Source organism: Curtobacterium sp. MCJR17_055 (assembly GCF_003224335.1).
Classification (GTDB): Bacteria; Actinomycetota; Actinomycetes; order Actinomycetales; family Microbacteriaceae; genus Curtobacterium.
Map to the genome: position 1 here is coordinate 530957 of NZ_QKLF01000001.1, position 20600 is coordinate 551556.

The following is a 20600-nucleotide window of genomic DNA, read 5'->3' on the forward strand; positions in this document are numbered from 1 at the left end:
TGCCGTCGGCCGCACGGTCGCACGACCCGATGCATGCAGGGGCACGCCGCCGCATGAGCGGCGACGCGCCCCGCTGATCACGCCTCGGCGCGAGCCGCCTTCCGCTGCGCCCGACGCTCACGAGCACCCTCGACCAGGGCGTACAACGCCGGCAGCACGACGAGCGTCAGCAGCGTCGACGACACCAGACCACCGATCACGACGAGGGCCAGCGGCTGGGAGATGAACCCCGACTTGCCGGTGAGCCCGATCGCCATCGGCAGCAGCGCGAAGATCGTCGCCAGCGCGGTCATCAGGATCGGGCGGAGGCGTCGGGTCGCGCCCTCGAGCAACGCCTCCCGGACTGGCAGTCCTCGTCGCCGGTACTGGTTCACCAGGTCGATGAGGACGATCGCGTTCGTCACGACGATGCCGACGAGCATGAGCAGCCCGATGAGCGACGCGACACCGATCGGGACGCCCGAGATGACCTGCAGCAGGATCGCACCGGTCGCGGCGAACGGCACCGAGACCAGGAGCATGAGCGGCTGGAGCAGGCTCCGGAACGTGGCGACCATGATCACGTAGACGATCAGCACGGCGACCACGACGGCGAGGCCGAGCTGCGAGAACGCCGACGACTGGCTCGCGGCGACACCGCCGATGGAGGCGCTCGCCCCGCGCGGCAGGTCGAGTTCGTCGACCGCCTTCGTGACGGACTGCACGGCGGCCCCGAGGTTCGTCGCGTCCGGTGTGACGGTGATCGTGGCGGTCCGGGCGGCGTTCGTCGTCGTGACCGTCGTGGGCCCCTCGGACTGCTCGACCGACGCGACGTCCGTCAGCGGCACGGTGCCGGTGCTCGTCGGCACGTCGAGTGAGCGCAGTGCCTCGACGGTCGTCGGCGGGTCCGGGTTCGCGATGTACACGTCGAGCGTGGCGTCGTCGATCTCGATGCTGCCGGTGTCACGCGGCGACACCGCGGCGGCCACGAGTCCACCGACCTGGGTCTCGGTGAGTCCGAGGTCGGCGGCCTTCGCCCGGTCCACTCGGACGGCGAGGAAGGGCTCCGCCGCGGACAGGTTGCTCGTCGCGCCGGTGGTGCCCTCGACCGAACGCATGGTCGCGAGGACCTTGCGTGAGGCGGTCTCGAGCTGCGCCTGCGTCGGGGCGGTGACGTCCACCTCGATGTCGCTGCTGCCGCCGAACCCACCACCGGACGAGGCGATGGTGATCTCGCCCACGCCGTCGATGGCGTCGAGCCGCTTCCGGGCGTCGGCCTGGATCGTCGGCTGGTCGGCTTCCGCATCGGTGGTGACCGCGTACTGCACGGAAGCCGATCCGCCGCCGCCGAACGCGGCCTGGATGGACTGCCCGCTCGTGCCGATGGTGGTCTGGACGGTCTCGACGCCGGGGACGTCCTGCAGTTCCCGCTCCACCTGTCGTGCGGAGTCGGACTGGACGTCGAGGCTCGAACCGGCCTTCAGGTCCTGGGTCACGGTGAAGGTGTTCTGCCCGGAGTCCCCGAGGTAGTTCGTGGTGACCAACGGCAGCGCGGCGGCCGTGCCACCCAGGACCACGACGGCGAGCAGGACCACGACGACCGGCGCCCGGACGGCCCAGCGGAGCACCGGGAGGTACACGCGACGGAGACGGTCCGAGGTGCCGGCGTCGTGCAGGTCCGCGGCGGACGCGAGCGCGGCCTCGGACGTCGGACGGACGGCGGGCTCGTCCGCGCGCCCCACGGCGTGCGCGGTCTGCTCGTCCCGCTCAGCTGTGGCCCGCTCCGCTGTGGCCTGCTCCACTGTGGCCTGCTCCCCCGTGGCCTGCTTCGCCTTCTTCGGGCGCAGCCACCAGTAGGCGAGCACCGGGACGATCGTGAGCGACACGAGCAGCGAGGCCACGAGCGCCAGGGTGACGGTCACCGCGAACGGCCGGAAGAGCTCCCCGACGAGTTCCGCGACGAAGGCCACGGGGAGGAACACCGCGACGGTCGTGAGCGTCGACGCGGTGACGGCGCCGGCGACCTCGCGGACGGCGTCGAGCACGGCCTGCGCTCGGTCGACGCCGGGGCGCATGTGCCGCTTGATGTTCTCGATGACGACGATGGAGTCGTCCACCACACGGCCGATCGCGATGGTGAGCGCGGCCAGCGTGATGATGTTGAGCGAGTAGCCCGCCGCCTGCATGCCGATCGCCGCGAGGAGCACCGACGTCGGGATCGAGACCGCCGTCACGAGGGTGGACCGCACCGAGAGCAGGAACACCAGGATGACGACGACCGCGAAGGCCAGGCCGAGCAGTCCCTCCTCGGCCAGGGAGTCGATCGACTGCTGGATGTAGGGCGCCTGGTCGAAGACGACGGTGAAGCGCGGGTCGCCCTCGATCTTGGCCTCGATGCCGGGCAGCGCGTCGCCGACGACGGTCGACACGTCGACGGTGTTGGCCTCCTGCGTCTTCGTGATCGAGATCGTCAGGGCCTGCTCGCCGTCGACGCGGCTGATCGACGTCCGCGGCGACTCCTTGATCGCGACCTCGGCGACGTCGCCGAGGGTGGTGTCGGTCGGGGTCACGGCAGGGGTCGCGGCCGCGTCGGTGGGTGCGGCGTCGGTCGCGCCACCGGTCGTCGTCCCGCCCGGGGTCGTCGCACCGGCAGCGGGCCCACCGGCGGCGGGTGCACCGGCGCCGGGTGCGCCGGTCGTGTCGGTCGACGTGGTGTCCGCCGCGTCCGATCCGCCCGAGCCGGACGAGTTGGTGAGGGGCAACGCGCGGATGTCCTCGAGCGACGCGATCCGCTCACCGGTCTGCACCGAGAGGGTCGACCCGTCCTCCGTGATCGTGCCACCCGGGATCAGCGTGCCGTTGTCGTCGAGGGCGTCCGAGATCGCCGTCTGACTGAGCCCCCGGGCCGCGAGCTCGTCCTCGTCCGGTGTGATGACGACGCGACGCCCGGGGTTGCCGAACACGTCGGCCTGCCGGACCCCGTCGAGCTTCTCGAGGTCGGGGATCGCGGTCGCCTGCAGCCGGTCGACCAGCTCCTCCTGGTTGCCGGACGACGAGACCGCGACCTGCAGCACCGGCAGGTCGTCGAAGGACCCGGTGACGATCTGCGTCTGTACGGAGTCGGGGAGCGAGAGGGCGTTGACCGCGGTCTGGATCTTGTCCTCGGCGCTGGCCAGGTTCGAGCCGTAGTCGAACGAGGCGGAGACGACGCTCTGCCCGGTGGACGACGTCGCACTCGTCGACTCGAGGTCGGGCACGACCTGGATCGCCTGCTCGATCTTCGTCGAGACGTCGTTCGACACGACCTCCGGCGTGGCCCCCGGGTAGGCGCTGACGATGGCGACCTGCGGGAACTCGACGCTCGGGATGAGTTCCTGCTTGAGGCTCGACAGGGCGACGCCACCGAAGACGGCCACCACGATCGTCACGAGGGCGATGAGGGCCCGGTTCCGGAGACTGAAGACGGAGAGGAGGTGCACGCCCTGATCCTCGCAGCCCGGTCCTGCATCCACCCAGCCGAAGTGCATCCTGGGGATGAACGTGCAGGTACCCGGACGTGTGGCGGGGACCTCCCGGTCAGGCGGCGCCGAGCAGGGAGTACACGGCGAGCACGCCGACCGAGCCGACGACGCCGACCCCGAGCGCGACCGCACGGCCGATCGGCGACCGGGCCAACGCGATGCCGGCGACGAGGACGCCGACCCCGACCACGATCTGGACGACCCACGTGGCGGTCCCCGTGGTCGCGGCGACCTGCAGCAGGGCGCGGGCGCCCTCGCCGATGAGGACCGCAGCGGTCACACCGGCGGCGGCACCCCGCCAGCGGCCGTCCGGAGACCGGAGCGCGACGGCGACGGCACCGGCGAGCAGCCCGGCGGGCAGTGCCATCACGACCCAGAAGTTGGTGATCGACAGCGAGTCCGGGTAGCCGCGGAGGTTCGTCGTCGCCCAGTAGCCGATGTGCATGAGCTCGAGCAGCACGACGCCGAGCGCCATCGCGAGCGCGGTCCGCAGCCGCGGTCGGACACTCCCCCGAGCGACCCCGGCGGCGAGCACGAGCAGCACGGCGACGACGAACCACGGCCCGGCCGCGTTGGAGATGGACGCCAGCCCGGGCACCGCCTGCCCGAAGCTCGTCGCGACGCCGGCGAGCACGGCCCCGGTCACCGCCATGGTGAGTCGGGCGACCGGCGGCACGGCACTGCCGCTCGGGTGCCCGGGAGCGGTCGGCGACGCGGCCCGGGCGACACCGGGAGAGGACAGGGTGCTGTTCATGGTCTCGATGCTGGCGTGCCCGTCCGCTCGTCACATCACCCGGGAGGGGCATGGGCATCCTCCGCAGGAGTGACGCGGCCGACCGCGGACCACGGACGCGGACGTCCGCGCACCACGGACGCGGCCGACCGCGCACCGCAGACCACAGACCACAGACCACAGACGCGTGCGTCCTCAGACCACCGCCGCCGACGACCCCCGCGCGCCCACGGTCGCCCCGCCCACCCGTGCCCAGGACCGCGCGAGGGCGTCGACCACGCGCTCCCGTTCCTCCGCGGTCAGGGTGAACGGCACGCGGAGCGACCGCTCGAACCCGCCGTCCGGCCCGAACACGCCCCCGGACGCGAGCACGACCCCCTCGGACCGCGCCGCGAGGACCAGCGCGGTCGACACCGGACGCCCGAGCCCCACCCACGTGGTCAACCCGCCGGCCGGCGACGGGACGTCCCACTCCGGCAGCCGTTCCCGCAACGCGGCGACGAGGCCGTCGCGACCCGCGCGCAGGGCCGGACGCCGGGCCTCCAGGACGGCCGCCGTCTGCGGGACCAGTTCACGCGCGACGAGTTGGTCCAGCGTCGGCGTCCCGAGGTCGCCCGTCGGCCGCGCGAGGAGCAGGCGGTGCAGGAGCTCCGGAGCAGCCCGGATCCAGCCGATCCGCAGCCCGCCCCAGAACACCTTGTCCGCCGAACCGACCATCACGACCTCGCCCGGCGCCCCGGCGGCCAGCGGGGGCGCGGATGGGCCGTCGATGCGGAGCTCCCCCATCGTCTCGTCGGCCACGACGACCGTGCCGACGGCCGCGGCGGCCTCGAGCAGGACGCTCCGCGTGGACGTCGGCATGGTCGCGCCCGTCGGGTTGTGCAGCTCGGGCATGACGTAGGCCATCGTCGGCGCCGAGCGGCGCAGGGTCGCGTCGAGCACGCCTTCGTCCCACCCACCGCGGGGGTCGACGGGGACCGACACCAGCCGACCACCGGCAGCGCGGAGGGCCTCGTGCGCGTGCGGGTAGGTCGGCGACTCGACGAGCACCGGGTCACCGCGCCCGACGAGCACCCGTGCCAGCAGCGCGATCGCGTGTTGGGCGCCGACGGTGACGATCACCTCGGAGGGCGAGGTCGGCAGCCCCCGGGCCGTGTACCGCTCCGCGATCGCCGCGCGGAGGCCCGGGTCCCCGACGGTGTCGAACCCGATCCCGGCGAGCGCCGCCGGCAGGTGCCGCATCGCGCGTTCGACGGCCTCGGCCACGACCGGGGCGCTCCGCAGGGCGGCCTTCCGCAGGTCGAGCACGTCCGCGGGTACGACGCCGCCGAGCTCCTCGGGGTCCGGGCGCCCCTCGAGCGGCAGGCGGACGACGCTGCCCGACCCGCGGAGGGACGTCAGGAAGCCGTCGACGCGGAGTCGTGCGTACGCGTTCGCGACGGTGGTGCGGGAGACGCCGAGTGCGGCCGCGAGCCCGCGTTCGGCGGGCAGGCGAGCGCCGTGCGGGATGCGCCCGTCGATGACGAGGACCCGCACGGCGTCGGCGAGCGCCTCGTACGCCGGGGCGTCGGAGCCGGCACGCCAGTGCGTCAGGAGTACGGCGGCGGAGCGGGCACTGAGGAGGACGGGGGTCACGGGGTCCACAGTAGGACGATTGGCTCTCGACCAGCAGGCCAATCTGTTCCAAGCTCGAACCGTGTCCCGCTCCTCCACCGTGTCCCTCCGTTTCGTCCAACTCCTCGTCGGCCTGTTCCTCTACGGCGCCTCGGTCGCACTGCAGGTCCGCGCGGTCGTCGGCGTCTCGTCGTGGACCGTCCTCACGCAGGGCCTGGAGAACGTCCTGCCGTGGTCGTTCGGCGTCATCACGGTCGTGTCCAGCCTGGTGATCCTGCTGTTCTGGATCCCGCTCCGGCAACGACCTGGGATCGGCACGCTGCTCAACGCCCTCGCGATCGGTCCGGCAGCCGACCTGGTCCTCTGGCTGGTCCCCGAACCGGCCGGCCTGGTCGGTCGCGTCCTGCTGTTCGTCGGGAGCATCGCCCTGCTCGCGGTCGCGACGGCGTGCTACATCGGCGCGGGCTTCGGCACCGGCGCACGGGACGGCCTGATGGTCGGGCTGCACGAACGGTTCGGCTGGCCGGTGTGGGTGGCGCGCACGGTCGTGGAGGTCACGGTCGTCGTCGTCGGCTGGCTGCTCGGCGGGGACGTCGGCGTCGGCACGGTGGTCGCCGCGTTCGCGATCGGTCCGCTGGTCCAGCCGCTCATGCCGCTGTTCCGCCGGTTCCCGTGGAGCCCCGGCCGGGAGGCCAGACCCGCTCCCGCCCCGCTGGTCGCTGACCGTCTGCCCGACGTCTCGATCTGACCCTGGCGTCCGCACAGGACGCGATGTATCGTGTCGCGAAAGACGCGATACATCGCGTTCCGTCCGACACCGAGGAGCAGTCATGGCACAGGAGAAATGGCTCGTCGACGAGCCGAAGGTCATCGACACCGGGATCGTCCGCGCACTGCGGGTGGGCCTGGTCGGCGGGCAGGTGGACGTCGTCACGCACGATGAGCCGACCGCGCGCGTGGAGATCCACCAGGTCTCCGGCAAGCCCATCAAGGTGGAGATCGAGGGCGACACCCTGACGGTCGACCACCCCCAGATGCGCTGGGACGACCCCCTCGGCTTCCTCAAGTCCTTCCGCGGCGGCGGCGCCCGCGCGGACGTCAGCATCCTCGTGCCACGGGACGTCACGGTCACGCTCGGCGTCGTCTCCGCCGGCGTCCTGCTCTCCGGCACCGAGCGCGGCGCGGTGCTCAACAGCGTCTCCGGGGACGTCGTCGTCGACGCGGTCATCGGTGACGTCCAGGTCCACGCGGTCTCCGGCACGACCACGATCCGCGACCAGGTCGGCACCGTCACGCTCCGGACGGTCTCGGGCGACGTCGTCGCCACCGGCGAGATCCGTCGGTTCTCGGCCGACGCCGTCTCGTCCGCCGTGGTGCTCGACCTGCACGGCACCCCGGACAGCGTGAAGGTGAACACCGTCTCCGGCCCGGTCGACGTCCGACTCGAGCACGGCACGGCCTACACGAGCACCATCACCACCGCCACCGGCCGCCTGCAGTTCGACGACGCCGAGCTCCGCGGCACCCGCGGCACGTACACCCGGACCGACGGGGAGCTCTCCGGCTCGTACGTCGACATCCGGGTCAACTCCGTCTCCGGCGACGTCGCGATCGTGCACGGCCCGGCACCAGTCCCGGCCGCCGACACCACCCCGACCGCCGACGAGCAGGGCGGTGTCGCATGAGCCCCGTCTTCGCGCACGGACACCTGCGCCTGTACCTGCTCGTCCTGCTCGCCGACCACCCGATGCACGGCTACGAGGTCATCACCGCGCTCGGCGACCGCTTCGGCGGCACCTACGTCCCGAGTGCCGGCACCGTGTACCCGCGGCTCGCCAAGCTCGAGGAGGACGGCCTGGTCACGAAGACCTCCGACGGCCGGAAGACCGTCTACGCGATCACCGAGGCCGGTCGCGCCGAGCTCGACGCACGAGCCGACGAGGTCGCCCAGCTCGAGAACGGTGTCGCGGACAGCGTGAAGTCGCTCGCCGACGGCGTCCGCGCGTCGGTCGGCGCCGCGATGGAGTCGCTCCGCGCCGACCTCGCCGCCGCGCAGCACAGCGGCCCGACGGGGGCCCCGGGTGCCGCCGGCGCCGAGCCGGCACCGGTCGCGGGGTCCGGCGGCCGGACCCTCCGCGACGCCGAGATGGCGGTCGCCGTGTTCCGGCAGCAGCTCCGTGCCGACCTGCGTCGCCGCGCAGCCCGCGGCACGCTCGACGACGCTGCGGTCCAGCGCCTCCGTGACGGCCTGGAGGCCCTGCGCGGGTCGTTCTGAAGCGACCGGACACCAGGACGACCGGTCCGGCGGGGCGGACGCGGTCCGGGCCTCCCGGCCGTCACCGGAGCACCGACCGTCGAACCTGTCCGTTCCTTCAGAGAAGGACAGGAGAACCCCTCCGATCCGCGACGATCCGCGGATCGGAGGGGTTCTCCGCGTCCCGTCCGCTCGTGGGGGAATACGGTTCCGGCCTCCGGTGTTGCGTTCGCCCCGCCAACGAGTAAGTTCGTCGCTCGTGACCAACGAGACCCGGTCGTTGAAAGCCCGACTGATCGGCGACCCGCTCCCCTCCGAGAAACTCGAGGGGCAGCTCCTGCCGAAGCACCTGGCGCTCCCCATCTTCGCCAGCGACCCGCTCTCCTCCGTGGCGTACGCACCGCAGGAACTGCTCATGATCCTGCTGCTCGGCGGGATGGCGTTCCTGACGTTCGCCCCCTGGGTGGCCGCGCTCGTCGTGCTGCTGCTCGTGGTCGTCGTCGCGTCCTACCGGCAGCTCATCAAGGCGTACCCGTCCGGGGGTGGCGACTACGAGGTCGCCCACCGGAACCTCGGCGAGAAGGCCGGGCTCGTCGTCGCGAGCGCCCTCCTCGTCGACTACGTGATGACGGTCGCCGTGTCGGTGGCCTCCGGCGTCGACAACATCATCTCGGCGCTGCCGATGCTCAACCCGTTCCGCGTGGAGCTGGCGCTCCTGTTCGTCGTGCTGCTGGCGGCCGCGAACCTCCGCGGCGTCCGCGAGTCGAGCAAGGCCTTCGCCGTCCCGACCTACCTGTTCGTGGCGAGCGTCTTCCTGATGGTGGTGACCGGCCTCGTCCGCATCGTCGCCGGGGACGCGCCCGTGGCCGAGTCCGCCGGCTACACCGTCGAGAACATCGAGCACACCACGCAGGCGGCCTTCATCCTCCTGCTCCTCCGGGCCTTCGCGTCCGGCTGTTCGGCGCTCACCGGTGTCGAGGCGATCGCGAACGGCATCCCGGCCTTCCGCCGGCCGAAGATCAAGAACGCGCAGCAGACCCTCGTGCTCATGGGCGGCATCGCGATCGTGCTGTTCGTCGGCCTCATCACGCTCGCCCTCGTCTCCCGCGTGCACTACGCCGAGAACGCGTGCGACCTGCAGGGCTTCGCGGACTGCGCGGCGACACCGCAGCGCTCCCTCATCGCCCAGATCGCCGCGGCCACGTTCGGCAACAACTCGGTCCTGTTCTTCGTCATCCAGGCGACCACGGCGGCGGTGCTGCTCCTCGCCGCGAACACGGCGTTCAACGGGTTCCCGCTGCTCGGCTCGATCCTGGCGCGCGACTCCTACGCCCCGAAGGCGCTGTCCACCCGCGGTGACCGGCTCATCTACTCGAACGGCGTCATCGTGCTCGCGCTCGTCGCGGCCGCACTGCTCATCGTCTACCGGGCGAACGTCACGAGCCTGATCCAGCTGTACATCATCGGCGTGTTCGTCTCGTTCACGCTCGGGCAGAGCGGGATGGTCAAGCACTGGGTGAGCCTGCTCCGCGCCGACCGTGCCGGCACCGCCGGGGAGCCCGTGCACCGCGGGCAGGTCATCCGCAGCCTCACGATCAACTCGATCGGCGCCACCTTCACGTTCGTGGTGCTCGTCATCGTCACCATCACGAAGTTCACGCACGGCGCCTGGCTCGTCTTCGTGATCATGCCGGTGCTGTTCGTGCTCATGCTCGGCGTGAACCGCTACTACCGCGACGTCTCGCACGAGATCGCGGCCGACGCGGAGACCGAGTTCGGCGCCACGGGCGACCACGCCATCGTCCTCGTGAACAAGCTGCAGAAGCCCGTGCTGAAGGCGCTCGACTACGCCATCGCCGCGAAGCACGCCGACCTCGAGGCGGTGCACGTCGCCATCGACGACGCCGAGGCCGCGCGCCTCCGGGAGCAGTGGGCCGAGCACGGCATCGAGGTCCCGTTGACGATGGTGCCGAGCCCGTACCGCGACATCTCGATGCCGCTCATCAAGTACATCAAGGCGCACCGGCTCGAGCACGGATCCGAGGTCGTCACGGTCTACACCCCGGTGTTCATCGTCGGCCACTGGTGGGAGGGGCTGCTGCACAACCACCGCGGCCGCCGCATCCGCAAGAAGCTGCTGCTCATGCACGGCGTCACGGTCGCGCTCGTCCCGTGGCTGCTCGACTCGTCGGAGCTGCTCTACGGCAAGCGCTCCCGACCCTTCCCCGGGCAGGACCGCCGCGGCGAGCCCGTCCGACCCGCCCTCCGCCGGTCGCCGCACGGCGTCTTCCGCTCGGAGGCCGAGGAGGACCGCCTCATCCGCTCCGCCCAGCGCAACAGCCTGGAACCGCAGAAGCTCGCGCACGCCGGCACCCCCTCGCGCCGAGCGACGCGACCGGCCGGCCCCGCGGAGGGCGTCGACCCCGCGACCTGCACGGGTGAGATACGATCCCTCGTCCCGACCGCCCCGCCGGTCCCGCACGCGCCGGACGACCGCGTCTGAGCCGAGCACGGTCGAGCGATGACCCCGCGTGACGGTGTCCGGTCGTACCATGTGACCCCATGACCACCGTGCCCGAGGACCTCCGTACCTTCGCGACCTTCGACGGACACGGCGGCAAGGTCTCGAAGCGCGTCGAGGTGCTCGACCACCGCCCGCCGGTCTCGCCGGACGGCCGCTACGACGGGCTCGTCGCGGTGCGCGGCGAGCACCCGCTCGGCGCGCTCGACGAGCGCGCCGCCGACGACTCCGCCGAACTGACGCGCGGCGTCGCGAGCATCGGCTGGGTGGACCCGGCCACGCTCCGGGACTGGTACCGGCCGGACCGGGTCGTGGTGAGCCTCCTGGACGCCCGCCGTTCCGGGCTGGAGCCCGGGGTCTACGCCGACTCACGAGGGCGCGGCCGGGTCCGCATCGACGGCCAGGAGGCCCACCTCGGCCCCGACGGGCGACCCGCGTTCCGCGCACTGGCCGGGACGGCGGAGGCCCCGAAGGTCGACGTCCCGCTGCCGATGGACCAGGCCGTGCGGCTCGTGGTCGTGACCGTCGCGGGGCGCGACGGCGACGACCTGGGCGGGACAGCACCGGCGCACCGCACGTCGACCGGCGCTGCCGGCGTGGAGGTCGTGACGACGCCCGTGGCGCCGCTCCTGGCCCCCGGCGAGTACCCGGAGTACGCCGACGACGTGCCGGGGCTGCCGCCGCGACCCGCGTCCGGACGGGTCCGCGTGAGCGCCTCGGTGCTGCTGGACGGGGCCCTGCACCCGGTGGACCGGCTCGACGAACAGGCGAACACGCTCTGGATCGAGCGGGGCGGCCGGGTCGTCCCGATCGCGGCGAGCGACGTCGGCGGGGACCTGGTGCGGTACACGGCGACGCCGGTCTGACGCGGGACTGGCGCCGGACTGGCGCCGGTCCGGCGTCGCCTGTCCGTTCGCCGGTCGTCGGGGGACGCCGTGCTGCGCGGGACGTCGGGGGTGCGGCGTACGGTCACGCTCATGAGTGATGCAGACCAGAATCAGCCGGAGACCCTCGGCGGCGAGCGCCCGGACCCGTCGACCACCGCGAGCAAGGACCCCGAGCAGTGGGTGACCGGTGACGAGCCGATGACCGGCCCGCAGCGCAGCTACCTCGACACCCTCGCGCGCGAAGCCGGCGAGGAGCTCCCCGCCGACCTCAACAAGGCCGAGGCCTCGGAGAACATCGACCGCCTGCAGCAGAAGACCGGCCGCGGCACCAACTGAACCGCAGGCGTTGCTGTACGGCGGTCCGCATCCCAGCGGGCCGCCGTCCGGCATCTCCGTCGCGATCGCCGTCACGGTCACGGTCGACCTGGACTGCCAGACGGAGCCGCGAGGCGCCCGATGTCAGCGGTGGGGTCCACCGCTGTCGGTCACGCCCGAGCGGGTGACCGCTCCCCGTCGTCCGCGGCCAGCACCGCCAGGACCTGGCGGGCGATCCGACGACCGGCGCGGTTCGCACCGATGGTCGACGCCTGCGGGCCGTACCCGGCGAGGAAGAGGCGCGGTTCGGCTCCGGCACGCCCGTCCTCCACGACGACCCCACCGGCCTCGGTCCGCAGGTGCAGCGGCGCGAGGTGCCGGAGGTCCGCGCGGAACCCGGTCGCCCAGATGACGGCGTCGGCGTGGACGTGCTCACCGGTCGCGGTCTCGACGCCGTCCGCGTCGAGCCGGACGAACATCGGCTCGGGCTGCAACAGCCCACGCGCCAGGCCGCGTCGGATCCGCGGGGAGACCGGGAGGCCCGTCCCGCTGACGATGCTCGGCAGCGTCCGTCCCGCCTTCGCTGCCCGGTCCTGGTCCTCGACGGCCGCCACGGCGGCGCCGAGCGCGAGTTCCGGGTCGTCGGACCAGACCACCGGGCGACGGGAGAACCACCGCGTGGTCCGGGCGACGCCGTCGAGCTCGAGCAGGAAGCCAATGGCGCTCGTACCGCCACCGACGACCACGACGTCCTGCCCCGCGAACTCCGACGCGTCGCGGTAGCCCGTCGTGTCGAGCTGCCGGCCCCGGAACACGTCGCGACCCGGCACCCACGGCACGAACGGTGTGCCCCACGTACCGGAGGCGTTGACGACCACCTCCGCGCGGATCACCCCGGTGGTCCCGTCGTCGTCGCGGGTCTCGACCACGAGCGCGGGCGTGCTCCCGGCGGGACCGGACCCGACCTCGCGGCGGACCGCCGTGACGGCGACGGGGCGACGCACCCGGAGGTCGTGGTGCTCCTCGAACCGCCGGTAGTACTCCGCGACGACGTCACGGGCCGGACGTGAGCGGTCCGCGTCGTCGAAGTGCAACCCCATCTCGTGCATGCCCGGCAGGTCGTGCACCCGGTGCGCGATGCCGAGCCGGAGGGCCTCCCAGCGGAACTGCCACGCGCCTCCCGTTCCCGGAGCACGGTCGAGGACGACCAGGTCGCGGCCGGCGGTGAGTCCGGCGCGCTGGAGGTGCCAGGCGACGGAGAGGCCTGCCTGGCCCGCGCCGATCACGACGACACGGGCGTGTTGGTCGGCGGTGCGCATCACCCTCGATTCTGCTGTGCTCGGGACGCGCCGGGCGAAGTCGGCAACGGGGTACATGGTAAAGTGGCCGACAGATTTCAAACCACGAACCGTCTGTTCTTCCCGGGTGCACACTCGTCGCCCGCCGAGACCGGACACGAGCCGACACAGAGGGGGTCACGCATGGGGCGCGGCCGTCAGAAGGCGAAGCACACCAAGGTCGCCCGGGAGCTGAAGTACTTCAGCCCGGACACGAACTACGGTGCTCTCGAACGCGAACTCTCCGTCGCACAACAGTCGGACGAGCCCGACTACGTCGACCGCTGGGCCGACGAGTTCGGTGACGATGGTGACCTGGAGAACCAGACGGACACGAACAAGTCCGCCTGACCTCCCGGTCTGACGACGCCGCGCTCCTCCGGGGAGCGCGGCGTCTCGTCGTGCCCGGGCGGATGCCTCGTCGCGCCTCCGCTGCGGCACGCCGTGCCGGCCTCGCCTCCGCCGGGGTTGCACGATCTGCCGCCGCGCGGGCATCCGCCGAGGTTGCACGGTCTGCCGCCGCCGGGCATCCGCCGAGGTTGCACGATCTGCCGCCGCGGGCATCCGCCGAGGTTGCGCGATCTGCCGCCTCCGCGCGCCGGTGGCGGCCGCTTCTGCGACCTCGACGGAGCGCGCATGGCGGGTCGTGCGACCTCGACGACGCCGGGCACGGTGAGTCGTGCGAACGCGACGACGCGCGGCACCGAGGAGGTTCCGCAACTCGCCGCGCGTCGGACGTCCCGGTGCCACGAACGCGGGATCTCGCGCGCCGAGGTTCCGTGATTCTGGAACCTCGGGGAGCGGGCTGCCCAGGGGCGGTACCGGGCGGGGCGCCTCAGCCCGCGTAGGACCCCACGAGGCGCACGGCCCCGCCGTCGACGCCCTTGGCGCCCTGCTCGAACCCGGTCAGGTCGCGCGCACCGGTCGACACCGAGCCGACCGTCCACGCGGGCAGTCCGGCTGCCCCGAGGGTCGCGATGACCTCGTCCGCCGCGGCACCGGACACGACGGCGAACATGCCGATGCCGAGGTTCCAGGTGCCCTCGGTGTCCTCGATCGGGGTGCCGGCCAGGTCGGCGAGCACGCGGAACACCGGCAGCGGCTGCCAGGTGGACCGCTCGACCTCGACCCAGGACCCGACGGGCAGCACGCGCGCCAGGTTCGCCGCGATGCCACCGCCCGTCACGTGCGAGAGCGAGTGCACGGCACCGGGGTGCTGCTCGATCAGGTCCAGCAGCGGGGACGTGTACAGGCGGGTCGGCTCGAGCAGGGCCTCCCCCACCAGGCCGCCGAGCTCCGGCAGCGTGTCCGTGTAGCCGATGCCGCGCTGGCCGAGGACGTGCCGGACGAGCGAGTACCCGTTCGAGTGCAGTCCGGAGGACTCGATCGCGATGACCGCGTCGCCGTCCTGCACGAGGTGCGCGCCGAGCTGCGAGCCGGCCTCGACCGCGCCGACCGCGGCACCGGCGACGTCGTAGTCGTCCGGACCGAGCAGGCCGGGGTGTTCCGCGGTCTCGCCACCGACGAGCGCGGTGCCCGTGGCCGCACAGCCGCGGGCGATCCCGGCGACGATGTCGGCGATCCGGTTCGGCACGACCCGGCCGCAGGCGATGTAGTCCGTCATGAAGAGCGGCTTCGCGCCGACCACGACGATGTCGTCGACGACCATGCCGACCAGGTCCTGCCCGATGGTGTCGTGCTTGTCGATGGCCTGCGCGATCGCGACCTTCGTCCCCACGCCGTCGGTCGAGGTCGCGAGCAACGGGCGCTCGAAGTCCTTGAGGAACGAGACGTCGTAGAGCCCGGCGAAGCCACCGACGCCGCCCAGGACGGACGCGTTGTGCGTCGCCGAGACGGCGGACTTCATGAGCTCGACGGCCAGGTCACCGGCGGCGGTGTCGACACCGGCCTCGGCGTAGGGGTTGGGCATACGTCGTCCTCCGCTGGGCATGGCAGACTTGTTCGGTACCACCCGATCCTACGGTCTGGAGCACCCCGCGAATGTGCGGCATCGTCGGCCTCGTTGCGCAGGGGCCTGCAAACCAATCCATCTACGACGCACTGCTCCTCCTGCAACACCGGGGACAGGACTCGACGGGCATCGCCACGGTCGACGGGCACGTGCACCACATGCACAAGACCCGTGGTCACGTGCGCGAGGCCTTCCGCACCCGTGACATGCGGGCGCTCCTCGGGACCATGGGTCTCGGCCACGTCCGGTACGCCACCCGTGGCGCCGCGACGAACGAGGAAGAGGCCCAGCCGTTCTACGTGAACGCGCCCTACGGCATCGTCCTGGTGCACAACGGCAACCTGACGAACACGCGTGAACTCACGCGGGAGCTGTTCGACATCGACCGCCGGCACCTCAACACGACCTCGGACACCGAGCTGCTCGTGAACGTCCTCGCGCACGAGCTGCAGGGCCAGGTCCGCGGCAAGCACCTGGACCCGGGGCAGGTGTTCGACGCCGTCGAGCGCGTGCACGAGCGGGTCGAGGGCTCGTACGCCACGATCGCGACGATCGCCGGGCACGGCCTGCTCGCGTTCCGTGACCCGTTCGGCATCCGTCCGCTCATCCTCGGGCACAAGTTCGACGACGCGGGGAAGAGCGAGTGGGTCGTCGCGAGCGAGTCCCTCGTGCTCGAGTCCGGCGGCTACGACATCGTCCGTGACGTCGCTCCCGGCGAGGCCGTCTTCATCGAGATGGACGGCACGATGCACGCCCGACAGTGCGCGAAGGACCCGCGGCTCGTCCCGTGCGCCTTCGAGTACGTCTACCTGGCCCGTCCGGACTCCGTGATGAACGGTATCTCGGTCTACGACGCCCGTCTCCGTCTCGGCAACCGCCTGGCCGACACCATCGAGCAGTACGCGCCGACCGGTGACATCGACGTCGTCATGCCGATCCCGGACTCGTCCCGACCGGCAGCGATGCAGGTCGCGCAGAAGCTCGGCATCGAGTACCGCGAGGGCTTCTACAAGAACCGCTACGTCGGCCGGACCTTCATCATGCCGGGCCAGGCGGAGCGCAAGCGCAGCGTCCGACAGAAGCTCAACGCGATGTCGTCCGAGTTCAAGGGCAAGAACATCCTCATCGTCGACGACTCGATCGTGCGCGGCACGACGAGCCGCGAGATCGTCGAGATGGCCCGTGCCGCCGGCGCGAACGAGGTCACGTTCACCAGCGCCGCGCCGCCGGTCCGCTACCCGCACGTCTACGGCATCAACATGCCGACCCGTGCCGAACTGATCGCGCACGACCGCAAGATCCCGGAGATCAACACGGTGCTCGGCAGCGACCACCTGATCTACCAGGAGATCGGCGACATGCGCGACGCGATCATCGAGGGGTCCGACGTCCCGGACCTCGAGATGAGCTGCTTCACCGGCGAGTACGTCACCGGCACGGTGTCGCCGGAGTACCTCGCCTGGGTCGAGGCGAACCAGCTCAGCTGACGACGGTCCGGAGCGTCGGGACCACGGACTGGAGGCCCGTCACCAGCTGGTGACGGGCCTCCAGTCCGTTCGTGGTCGCGTCCGCGACCGCAGCCTCAGCGCTCGGGCTGCCCCTGGTCGTCTGCAGTGGGCTCGGCCGTCGCATCGGTCGGGGACGCCGGGCCGGTGGCGGGGCCGTCGTGGTCCTCGAGCTCGCCGTCGACCGTCTCCGGAACCGGGTCGACCGTGACCCGCTCGGCGGTCAGGCTCGCCGCTCGACGGGACGACACCCGGTCGAGGACGACCGCGACGAGCGCACCGACGAGCATGCCGATCGAGACGCCGTAGAGGCCGAAGTACCCGACGAGCCCGGCGAAGCCCGTCGTCTCCTGCTGGTCGCCGCGGTCGAGGCCCATGGTGAGCGCGACGACGACGACCGTCACGAGGAAGCCGAGCACGGCGCCGCCGAGGATGAAGACGCTGAAGCGCGGCGCGCGTCGGATGGTGACCTGGTCCGGGGAGGTCACCACGTCGGGTGCCGGGACCGGACGCTGGTCGGGTCGATCGGTGTCGCTCACCGTCCCATTGTCCCCCACCTTGGGAGGAGGCTCGCGCGGCAGTTCATCCACTGGACGCGAGATGATGGTCCGGTACCGCGGGGTTTCGAGACGGGAGGTGCGCGATGGTCGACGAAGCCGACCCGGGTGACCGCCGTCCGACGCGGGCTCCCGCCCGGTTGTCATGGCCGGTGCTCCGCCGCCGAGAGGAAGACCGGGCCGTCGCGGTCGTCGCCGATCACCGGTGGAGCGTCGCGCTCGTCGGTGCGCCCGGACTCGGGAAGACCACCGTCGCCGCCCGCGTGACCGACCGCGTGGTCCGACGAGCGCCGGACCCGGCACCCCTGGTCGTGCCGATCACCGCGGTCGCCGCCGGTTCCTCGATGCCGTTCGGTGCGGTCTCGGACCGGTTCGGCGACGTGCTCGGCGACGACCTGACGGAACCCGTCCCGGCCGAGGAACTCCTGCGCCGCGCGGCCCGGACGGAGGGTCGGGAGCTCGTGCTGCGGGTCGACGACGCGGACCTGCTCGACGCGCTGTCCGCCCGCTACGTCGCGTGGCTCGTGCGCGACCACGGCGCGCGGCTCGTCCTCACCTGCCGCGACTTCACGGCGCTGGCCGAACCGCTGCGGGCGCTCTGGCAGGACGACCTCCTCGAGCGGATCGACCTCGTGCCGCTCGACGTGGACGAGACGTCCGCGCTCCTGGAACGCGCGCTCGGTGCCCCGCTGGAACCCGCCTCGGTGGAACAGGTGCACCGGGCGACCGAGGGCAACCCCCTGTACCTGCGCGAGGTGGTGCGTGCCGGCCTGGCCTCCGGCGCGCTCGAGCACACCGCGCTGAGCTGGTACTGGCGCGGGCGGGTCACCGCGTCCCACAGCCTGGCCGACATGTACCGGACCGAACTCGCCGCGCTCCCCGGCGACCTGCGCGACGTCGTGGAGATCGTCGCGCTCGCCGAGCCGATCCCGGTGTCCCGCCTGCTCGCCCTGGTGGACGGGAGCGACCTGGACCGGGCGGTCGGCCTCGGGTTCGTGCGGATGGACTCCACGGGCACCGGCAGCCCGGTCGCACGGTCGTCCCACCCCCTCGTCGGCGACGTCGTCCGGGCCCTGGTGCCCGTCGCCCGACGGACCGCCCTGTTCGCGCGGGCCAACGCCTTCCGCACCGACCGGCAGGAGGGCGCACCGCCGGCGGCACGTCTCCGCGCGATCCTGTGGGCGCTCGAGTGCGGTGTCCTGCCGCCCGTCGACCAGTTGCTCGACGCAGCGCGGATCGCGAACGGCCTCCAGGAGCACGAGAGCACGATCGCCCTGACGTCCGCCATGCTCGGGGCGGTCCTCACGCCGACGGAGCGGGTCCGCACCCACTGCCTGCGCTCGCTCGCCCACGGGTACAGCAGCGGACGCGAGGCCGGCCGGGTCGACGCGGAAGCCGCCTGGGGCCTCGCCACGTCCGGCGTCGACGTCGACGACGTCGCGGTCGTCGAGGCGTGCGAGACACTCGCCAACCTCCGGCAGTTCCACGACGACGACGCCGCGTCCGCCGTGACGCTGACCGAGATCGCCGTCGCGCACGTCGGCCCGGCCGCGCGCGAGCAGCTACGCGTCCTGCGGCTCTCGCACCTCGGGTGGGGCGGCGAATTCGCCGAGATCCGACAGGAGATCGAGCGCTCCGGGGTCCTGCACGCCCCGGCGATCCCGCGGTCCTTCCTGCCCATCGCCGCGTGCGCCGTGATGGCCCTCGGCACCGGTGGGCGGCTGGACGACGCGATGCGACTGGCCCACGCCTGCCTGGCGACCGCCACGGTCCACCTCGAGGACTCGCCGTGGACCGTCGGGGAGGTCGTGTCGGTGCTGCACCAGGTCCAGGTGTGGCGCGGGGACATCGCCGAGATGGTGACGCAGGTCCCGCTCATCCGGGCCGACCCGTTCCTCAAGTACGACTTCACCCTCGAGCTCTTCGGCATCGGGAACCGCGCACTCGGGGAGCGACGGTGGTCCGACGCCGTGACGGCCTTCACCGCCGCGTGCGAGCGGTACGAGGTCATCGACCCCGGCGGCTTCTCGGCCTACGCGTGGTCCCGTCTGGCCATGTCCCAGGCGTACGCCGACATGCCGGACGCAGCAGCCGAGTCCGTGGAGCGGGCGCGGACCACACCGCTCCGTGCCATGCGAATCCTCGGCGACCAGATCGAGACGACGATCGCGTGGACCGAGGCGCTGCTCGGGAACCCGTCCGGGCTCCGGCGGGCCGACGAGATCATCGCGCGCGGGACGGCGGCGGGCGCGTGGACCCACGTGCTCTACGCGCAGACCCTGCACTACGCGATGGACGCGATGGCCGGTCGGGACACCGCCGCGTCCCTCGCGCGGATGCAGGACGCGGCCACCCGCGTCGACGGGCCCCTGGCCGCGGCGATCACCGGGTACGCCGACGCCCTGCGGTCGGGTGACCGCGCGTGGATCGCCAGCGCCCAGGCCGACCTGGCCGCGTGCGGCATGGCCGTCACCGCGGGCCGGACGAAGCAGCCGCTCACGAAGCGCGAGTACGAGGTGGCCGAGCTCGCCGCCCAGGGGTACTCGAACCGGCGGATCGCGGACCGACTCGGGTTGTCGGTCCGGACGGTGGACGCACACATGTCGCGCGTGTTCGCGAAGTGGGACATCCGCGCACGGTCGGAACTCGTCGAACTCGTCTGAACACAGAACGAGCCGGGGATGGACCGGGCCGGGCACGGAACGGCCCGCGCACGGAACGCCCCGCGCAGGGAACGGCCGGCGCACGGAACGGTCTGAGCAGGACGGAACGGTCTGGGCAGACCGCAGAAGAAGTTGCGGGATGCAGCACGACTCGCCGCTGCCGTTGACACACCGCGCCCGGTTTCGCGTAGCGTGGAATGCGTCGCCGGGTTCGGACCCGTTCGGGTCGGGTCCGAATCCCGGCGGCTTCACCAAGGCTAGAGAAGCGGGTGCACGGTCCACATCGGTAGGACCTACCTAATTCCCCCGGGTACCGAGACCGACGGGCGTGTCACCACGCCGCCGGGTCAGGGCAGGCGGACCGGCAGGAACGCGGCGATGTCGGCCCGTGAACCGGACGCGCTGACGCGGCGGGTGGTCTCCGGGTCGTCCCAGTGCTGCCGACCCGTCGCGAGCGCGAGCCACGTCGTCGCGTCCGTCTCGACCACGTTCGGCGGCGTGCCGCGCGTGTGCCGCGGTCCGGGCACGGCCTGCACCGCGGCGAACGGCGGGACCCGCACCTCGACGCTGTTGCCGGGCACGTCCTCGGCCAGGCGCTGCAGGGTCCAGCGGACGGCCGTCGCGATCGAGGAGCGGTCGGTCGCGCCGGCGGTGACGGCGTCGAGCGCGGCCCGGCCGACGGCGTCGTCGATGGTCTTCGGCGGCATCCCCACAGGCTAGCCGGTGCACTACGGGCGGCTCA

Annotated in this window: 16 protein-coding genes; 9 read left to right on the top strand and 7 right to left on the bottom strand. The window is 72.3% G+C overall.

Translation table 11 applies throughout. From position 1 onward, the window contains the following. Window positions 1-77: 77 nt before the first annotated feature. The 3 genes from DEJ16_RS02500 to DEJ16_RS02510 all read right to left on the bottom strand — a co-directional run bounded on the left by DEJ16_RS02500 (window position 78) and on the right by DEJ16_RS02510 (window position 5868). Window positions 78-3458: an efflux RND transporter permease subunit gene (locus DEJ16_RS02500; RefSeq protein ID WP_110823520.1), complete on the bottom strand. Its 3381-nt coding sequence runs from the start codon at window positions 3456-3458 to the stop codon at window positions 78-80. Window positions 3459-3555: 97 nt separating this feature from the next. After that, on the bottom strand, window positions 3556-4254 hold the full coding sequence (locus DEJ16_RS02505) for a DUF6518 family protein (RefSeq protein WP_110823519.1): 699 nt from the start codon (window positions 4252-4254) through the stop codon (window positions 3556-3558). A gap of 174 nt (window positions 4255-4428) precedes the next feature. Then, entirely contained in the window at window positions 4429-5868 is a 1440-nt protein-coding gene (locus DEJ16_RS02510; RefSeq protein ID WP_110823962.1) for a PLP-dependent aminotransferase family protein, read from the bottom strand. Between the two features lie 61 nt (window positions 5869-5929). Here DEJ16_RS02510 and DEJ16_RS02515 point away from each other — a divergent pair, with 61 nt between their 5' ends. The 6 genes from DEJ16_RS02515 to DEJ16_RS02540 all read left to right on the top strand — a co-directional run bounded on the left by DEJ16_RS02515 (window position 5930) and on the right by DEJ16_RS02540 (window position 11845). Next, window positions 5930-6595: a YitT family protein gene (locus DEJ16_RS02515; protein ID WP_110823518.1), complete on the top strand. Its 666-nt coding sequence runs from the start codon at window positions 5930-5932 to the stop codon at window positions 6593-6595. Window positions 6596-6677: 82 nt separating this feature from the next. Further along, a complete protein-coding gene (locus DEJ16_RS02520) occupies window positions 6678-7532 on the top strand; it encodes a DUF4097 family beta strand repeat-containing protein (protein ID WP_110823517.1) in 855 nt (284 codons plus the stop codon). Beyond that, a complete protein-coding gene (locus DEJ16_RS02525) occupies window positions 7529-8122 on the top strand; it encodes a PadR family transcriptional regulator (RefSeq protein WP_110823516.1) in 594 nt (197 codons plus the stop codon). Before DEJ16_RS02520 ends, DEJ16_RS02525 begins: the two co-directional genes overlap by 4 nt. 238 nt (window positions 8123-8360) lie before the next feature. Then, on the top strand, window positions 8361-10604 hold the full coding sequence (locus DEJ16_RS02530) for an APC family permease (protein ID WP_258365773.1): 2244 nt from the start codon (window positions 8361-8363) through the stop codon (window positions 10602-10604). 59 nt (window positions 10605-10663) lie between these two features. Continuing rightward, complete coding sequence (locus DEJ16_RS02535) at window positions 10664-11488, top strand: hypothetical protein (protein ID WP_110823515.1); 825 nt, start codon at window positions 10664-10666, stop codon at window positions 11486-11488. Window positions 11489-11599: 111 nt separating this feature from the next. Continuing rightward, window positions 11600-11845, top strand: a complete 246-nt coding sequence (locus DEJ16_RS02540) for a DUF3072 domain-containing protein (RefSeq protein WP_110823514.1) — start codon at window positions 11600-11602, stop codon at window positions 11843-11845. A 149-nt stretch (window positions 11846-11994) separates the two neighbouring features. Here DEJ16_RS02540 and DEJ16_RS02545 read toward each other — a convergent pair whose 3' ends face one another. After that, on the bottom strand, window positions 11995-13143 hold the full coding sequence (locus tag DEJ16_RS02545) for an NAD(P)-binding domain-containing protein (protein ID WP_110823513.1): 1149 nt from the start codon (window positions 13141-13143) through the stop codon (window positions 11995-11997). A gap of 162 nt (window positions 13144-13305) precedes the next feature. Between DEJ16_RS02545 and DEJ16_RS02550 the strand changes: the two genes are divergently transcribed. Next, window positions 13306-13512 (top strand): DUF3073 domain-containing protein, encoded by a 207-nt coding sequence (locus tag DEJ16_RS02550; protein ID WP_110823512.1) that lies wholly within the window; start codon window positions 13306-13308, stop codon window positions 13510-13512. A gap of 484 nt (window positions 13513-13996) precedes the next feature. Here DEJ16_RS02550 and purM read toward each other — a convergent pair whose 3' ends face one another. Continuing rightward, complete coding sequence (gene purM / locus DEJ16_RS02555) at window positions 13997-15091, bottom strand: phosphoribosylformylglycinamidine cyclo-ligase (RefSeq protein ID WP_110823511.1); 1095 nt, start codon at window positions 15089-15091, stop codon at window positions 13997-13999. A 71-nt stretch (window positions 15092-15162) separates the two neighbouring features. Here purM and purF point away from each other — a divergent pair, with 71 nt between their 5' ends. Beyond that, a complete protein-coding gene (gene purF, locus DEJ16_RS02560; protein WP_110823510.1) occupies window positions 15163-16620 on the top strand; it encodes an amidophosphoribosyltransferase in 1458 nt (485 codons plus the stop codon). A 95-nt stretch (window positions 16621-16715) separates the two neighbouring features. Here the strand turns inward: purF and DEJ16_RS02565 are convergent, their stop codons facing one another. Next, window positions 16716-17177, bottom strand: coding sequence for a hypothetical protein (locus tag DEJ16_RS02565; protein ID WP_110823509.1), 462 nt, complete (start codon window positions 17175-17177; stop codon window positions 16716-16718). A 104-nt stretch (window positions 17178-17281) separates the two neighbouring features. Here DEJ16_RS02565 and DEJ16_RS02570 point away from each other — a divergent pair, with 104 nt between their 5' ends. Then, a complete protein-coding gene (locus DEJ16_RS02570) occupies window positions 17282-19858 on the top strand; it encodes a LuxR C-terminal-related transcriptional regulator (protein WP_110823508.1) in 2577 nt (858 codons plus the stop codon). A gap of 347 nt (window positions 19859-20205) precedes the next feature. Here DEJ16_RS02570 and DEJ16_RS02575 read toward each other — a convergent pair whose 3' ends face one another. After that, window positions 20206-20565: a sterol carrier family protein gene (locus DEJ16_RS02575; protein WP_110823507.1), complete on the bottom strand. Its 360-nt coding sequence runs from the start codon at window positions 20563-20565 to the stop codon at window positions 20206-20208. Window positions 20566-20600 lie beyond the last annotated feature (35 nt).

Bases quoted from the DNA above. Each gene is read 5' to 3' on its own strand.
- DEJ16_RS02505 (WP_110823519.1), bottom strand. From the start codon at position 4,254: ATGAACAGCACCCTGTCCTCTCCCGGTGTCGCCCGGGCCGCGTCGCCG.
- DEJ16_RS02520 (WP_110823517.1), top strand. From the start codon at position 6,678: ATGGCACAGGAGAAATGGCTCGTCGACGAGCCGAAGGTCATCGACACC.
- DEJ16_RS02525 (WP_110823516.1), top strand. From the start codon at position 7,529: ATGAGCCCCGTCTTCGCGCACGGACACCTGCGCCTGTACCTGCTCGTC.
- DEJ16_RS02535 (WP_110823515.1), top strand. From the start codon at position 10,664: ATGACCACCGTGCCCGAGGACCTCCGTACCTTCGCGACCTTCGACGGA.
- DEJ16_RS02540 (WP_110823514.1), top strand. From the start codon at position 11,600: ATGAGTGATGCAGACCAGAATCAGCCGGAGACCCTCGGCGGCGAGCGC.
- DEJ16_RS02545 (WP_110823513.1), bottom strand. From the start codon at position 13,143: ATGCGCACCGCCGACCAACACGCCCGTGTCGTCGTGATCGGCGCGGGC.
- DEJ16_RS02550 (WP_110823512.1), top strand. From the start codon at position 13,306: ATGGGGCGCGGCCGTCAGAAGGCGAAGCACACCAAGGTCGCCCGGGAG.
- purM (WP_110823511.1), bottom strand. From the start codon at position 15,091: ATGCCCAACCCCTACGCCGAGGCCGGTGTCGACACCGCCGCCGGTGAC.
- purF (WP_110823510.1), top strand. From the start codon at position 15,163: ATGTGCGGCATCGTCGGCCTCGTTGCGCAGGGGCCTGCAAACCAATCC.
- DEJ16_RS02570 (WP_110823508.1), top strand. From the start codon at position 17,282: ATGGTCGACGAAGCCGACCCGGGTGACCGCCGTCCGACGCGGGCTCCC.
- DEJ16_RS02575 (WP_110823507.1), bottom strand. From the start codon at position 20,565: ATGCCGCCGAAGACCATCGACGACGCCGTCGGCCGGGCCGCGCTCGAC.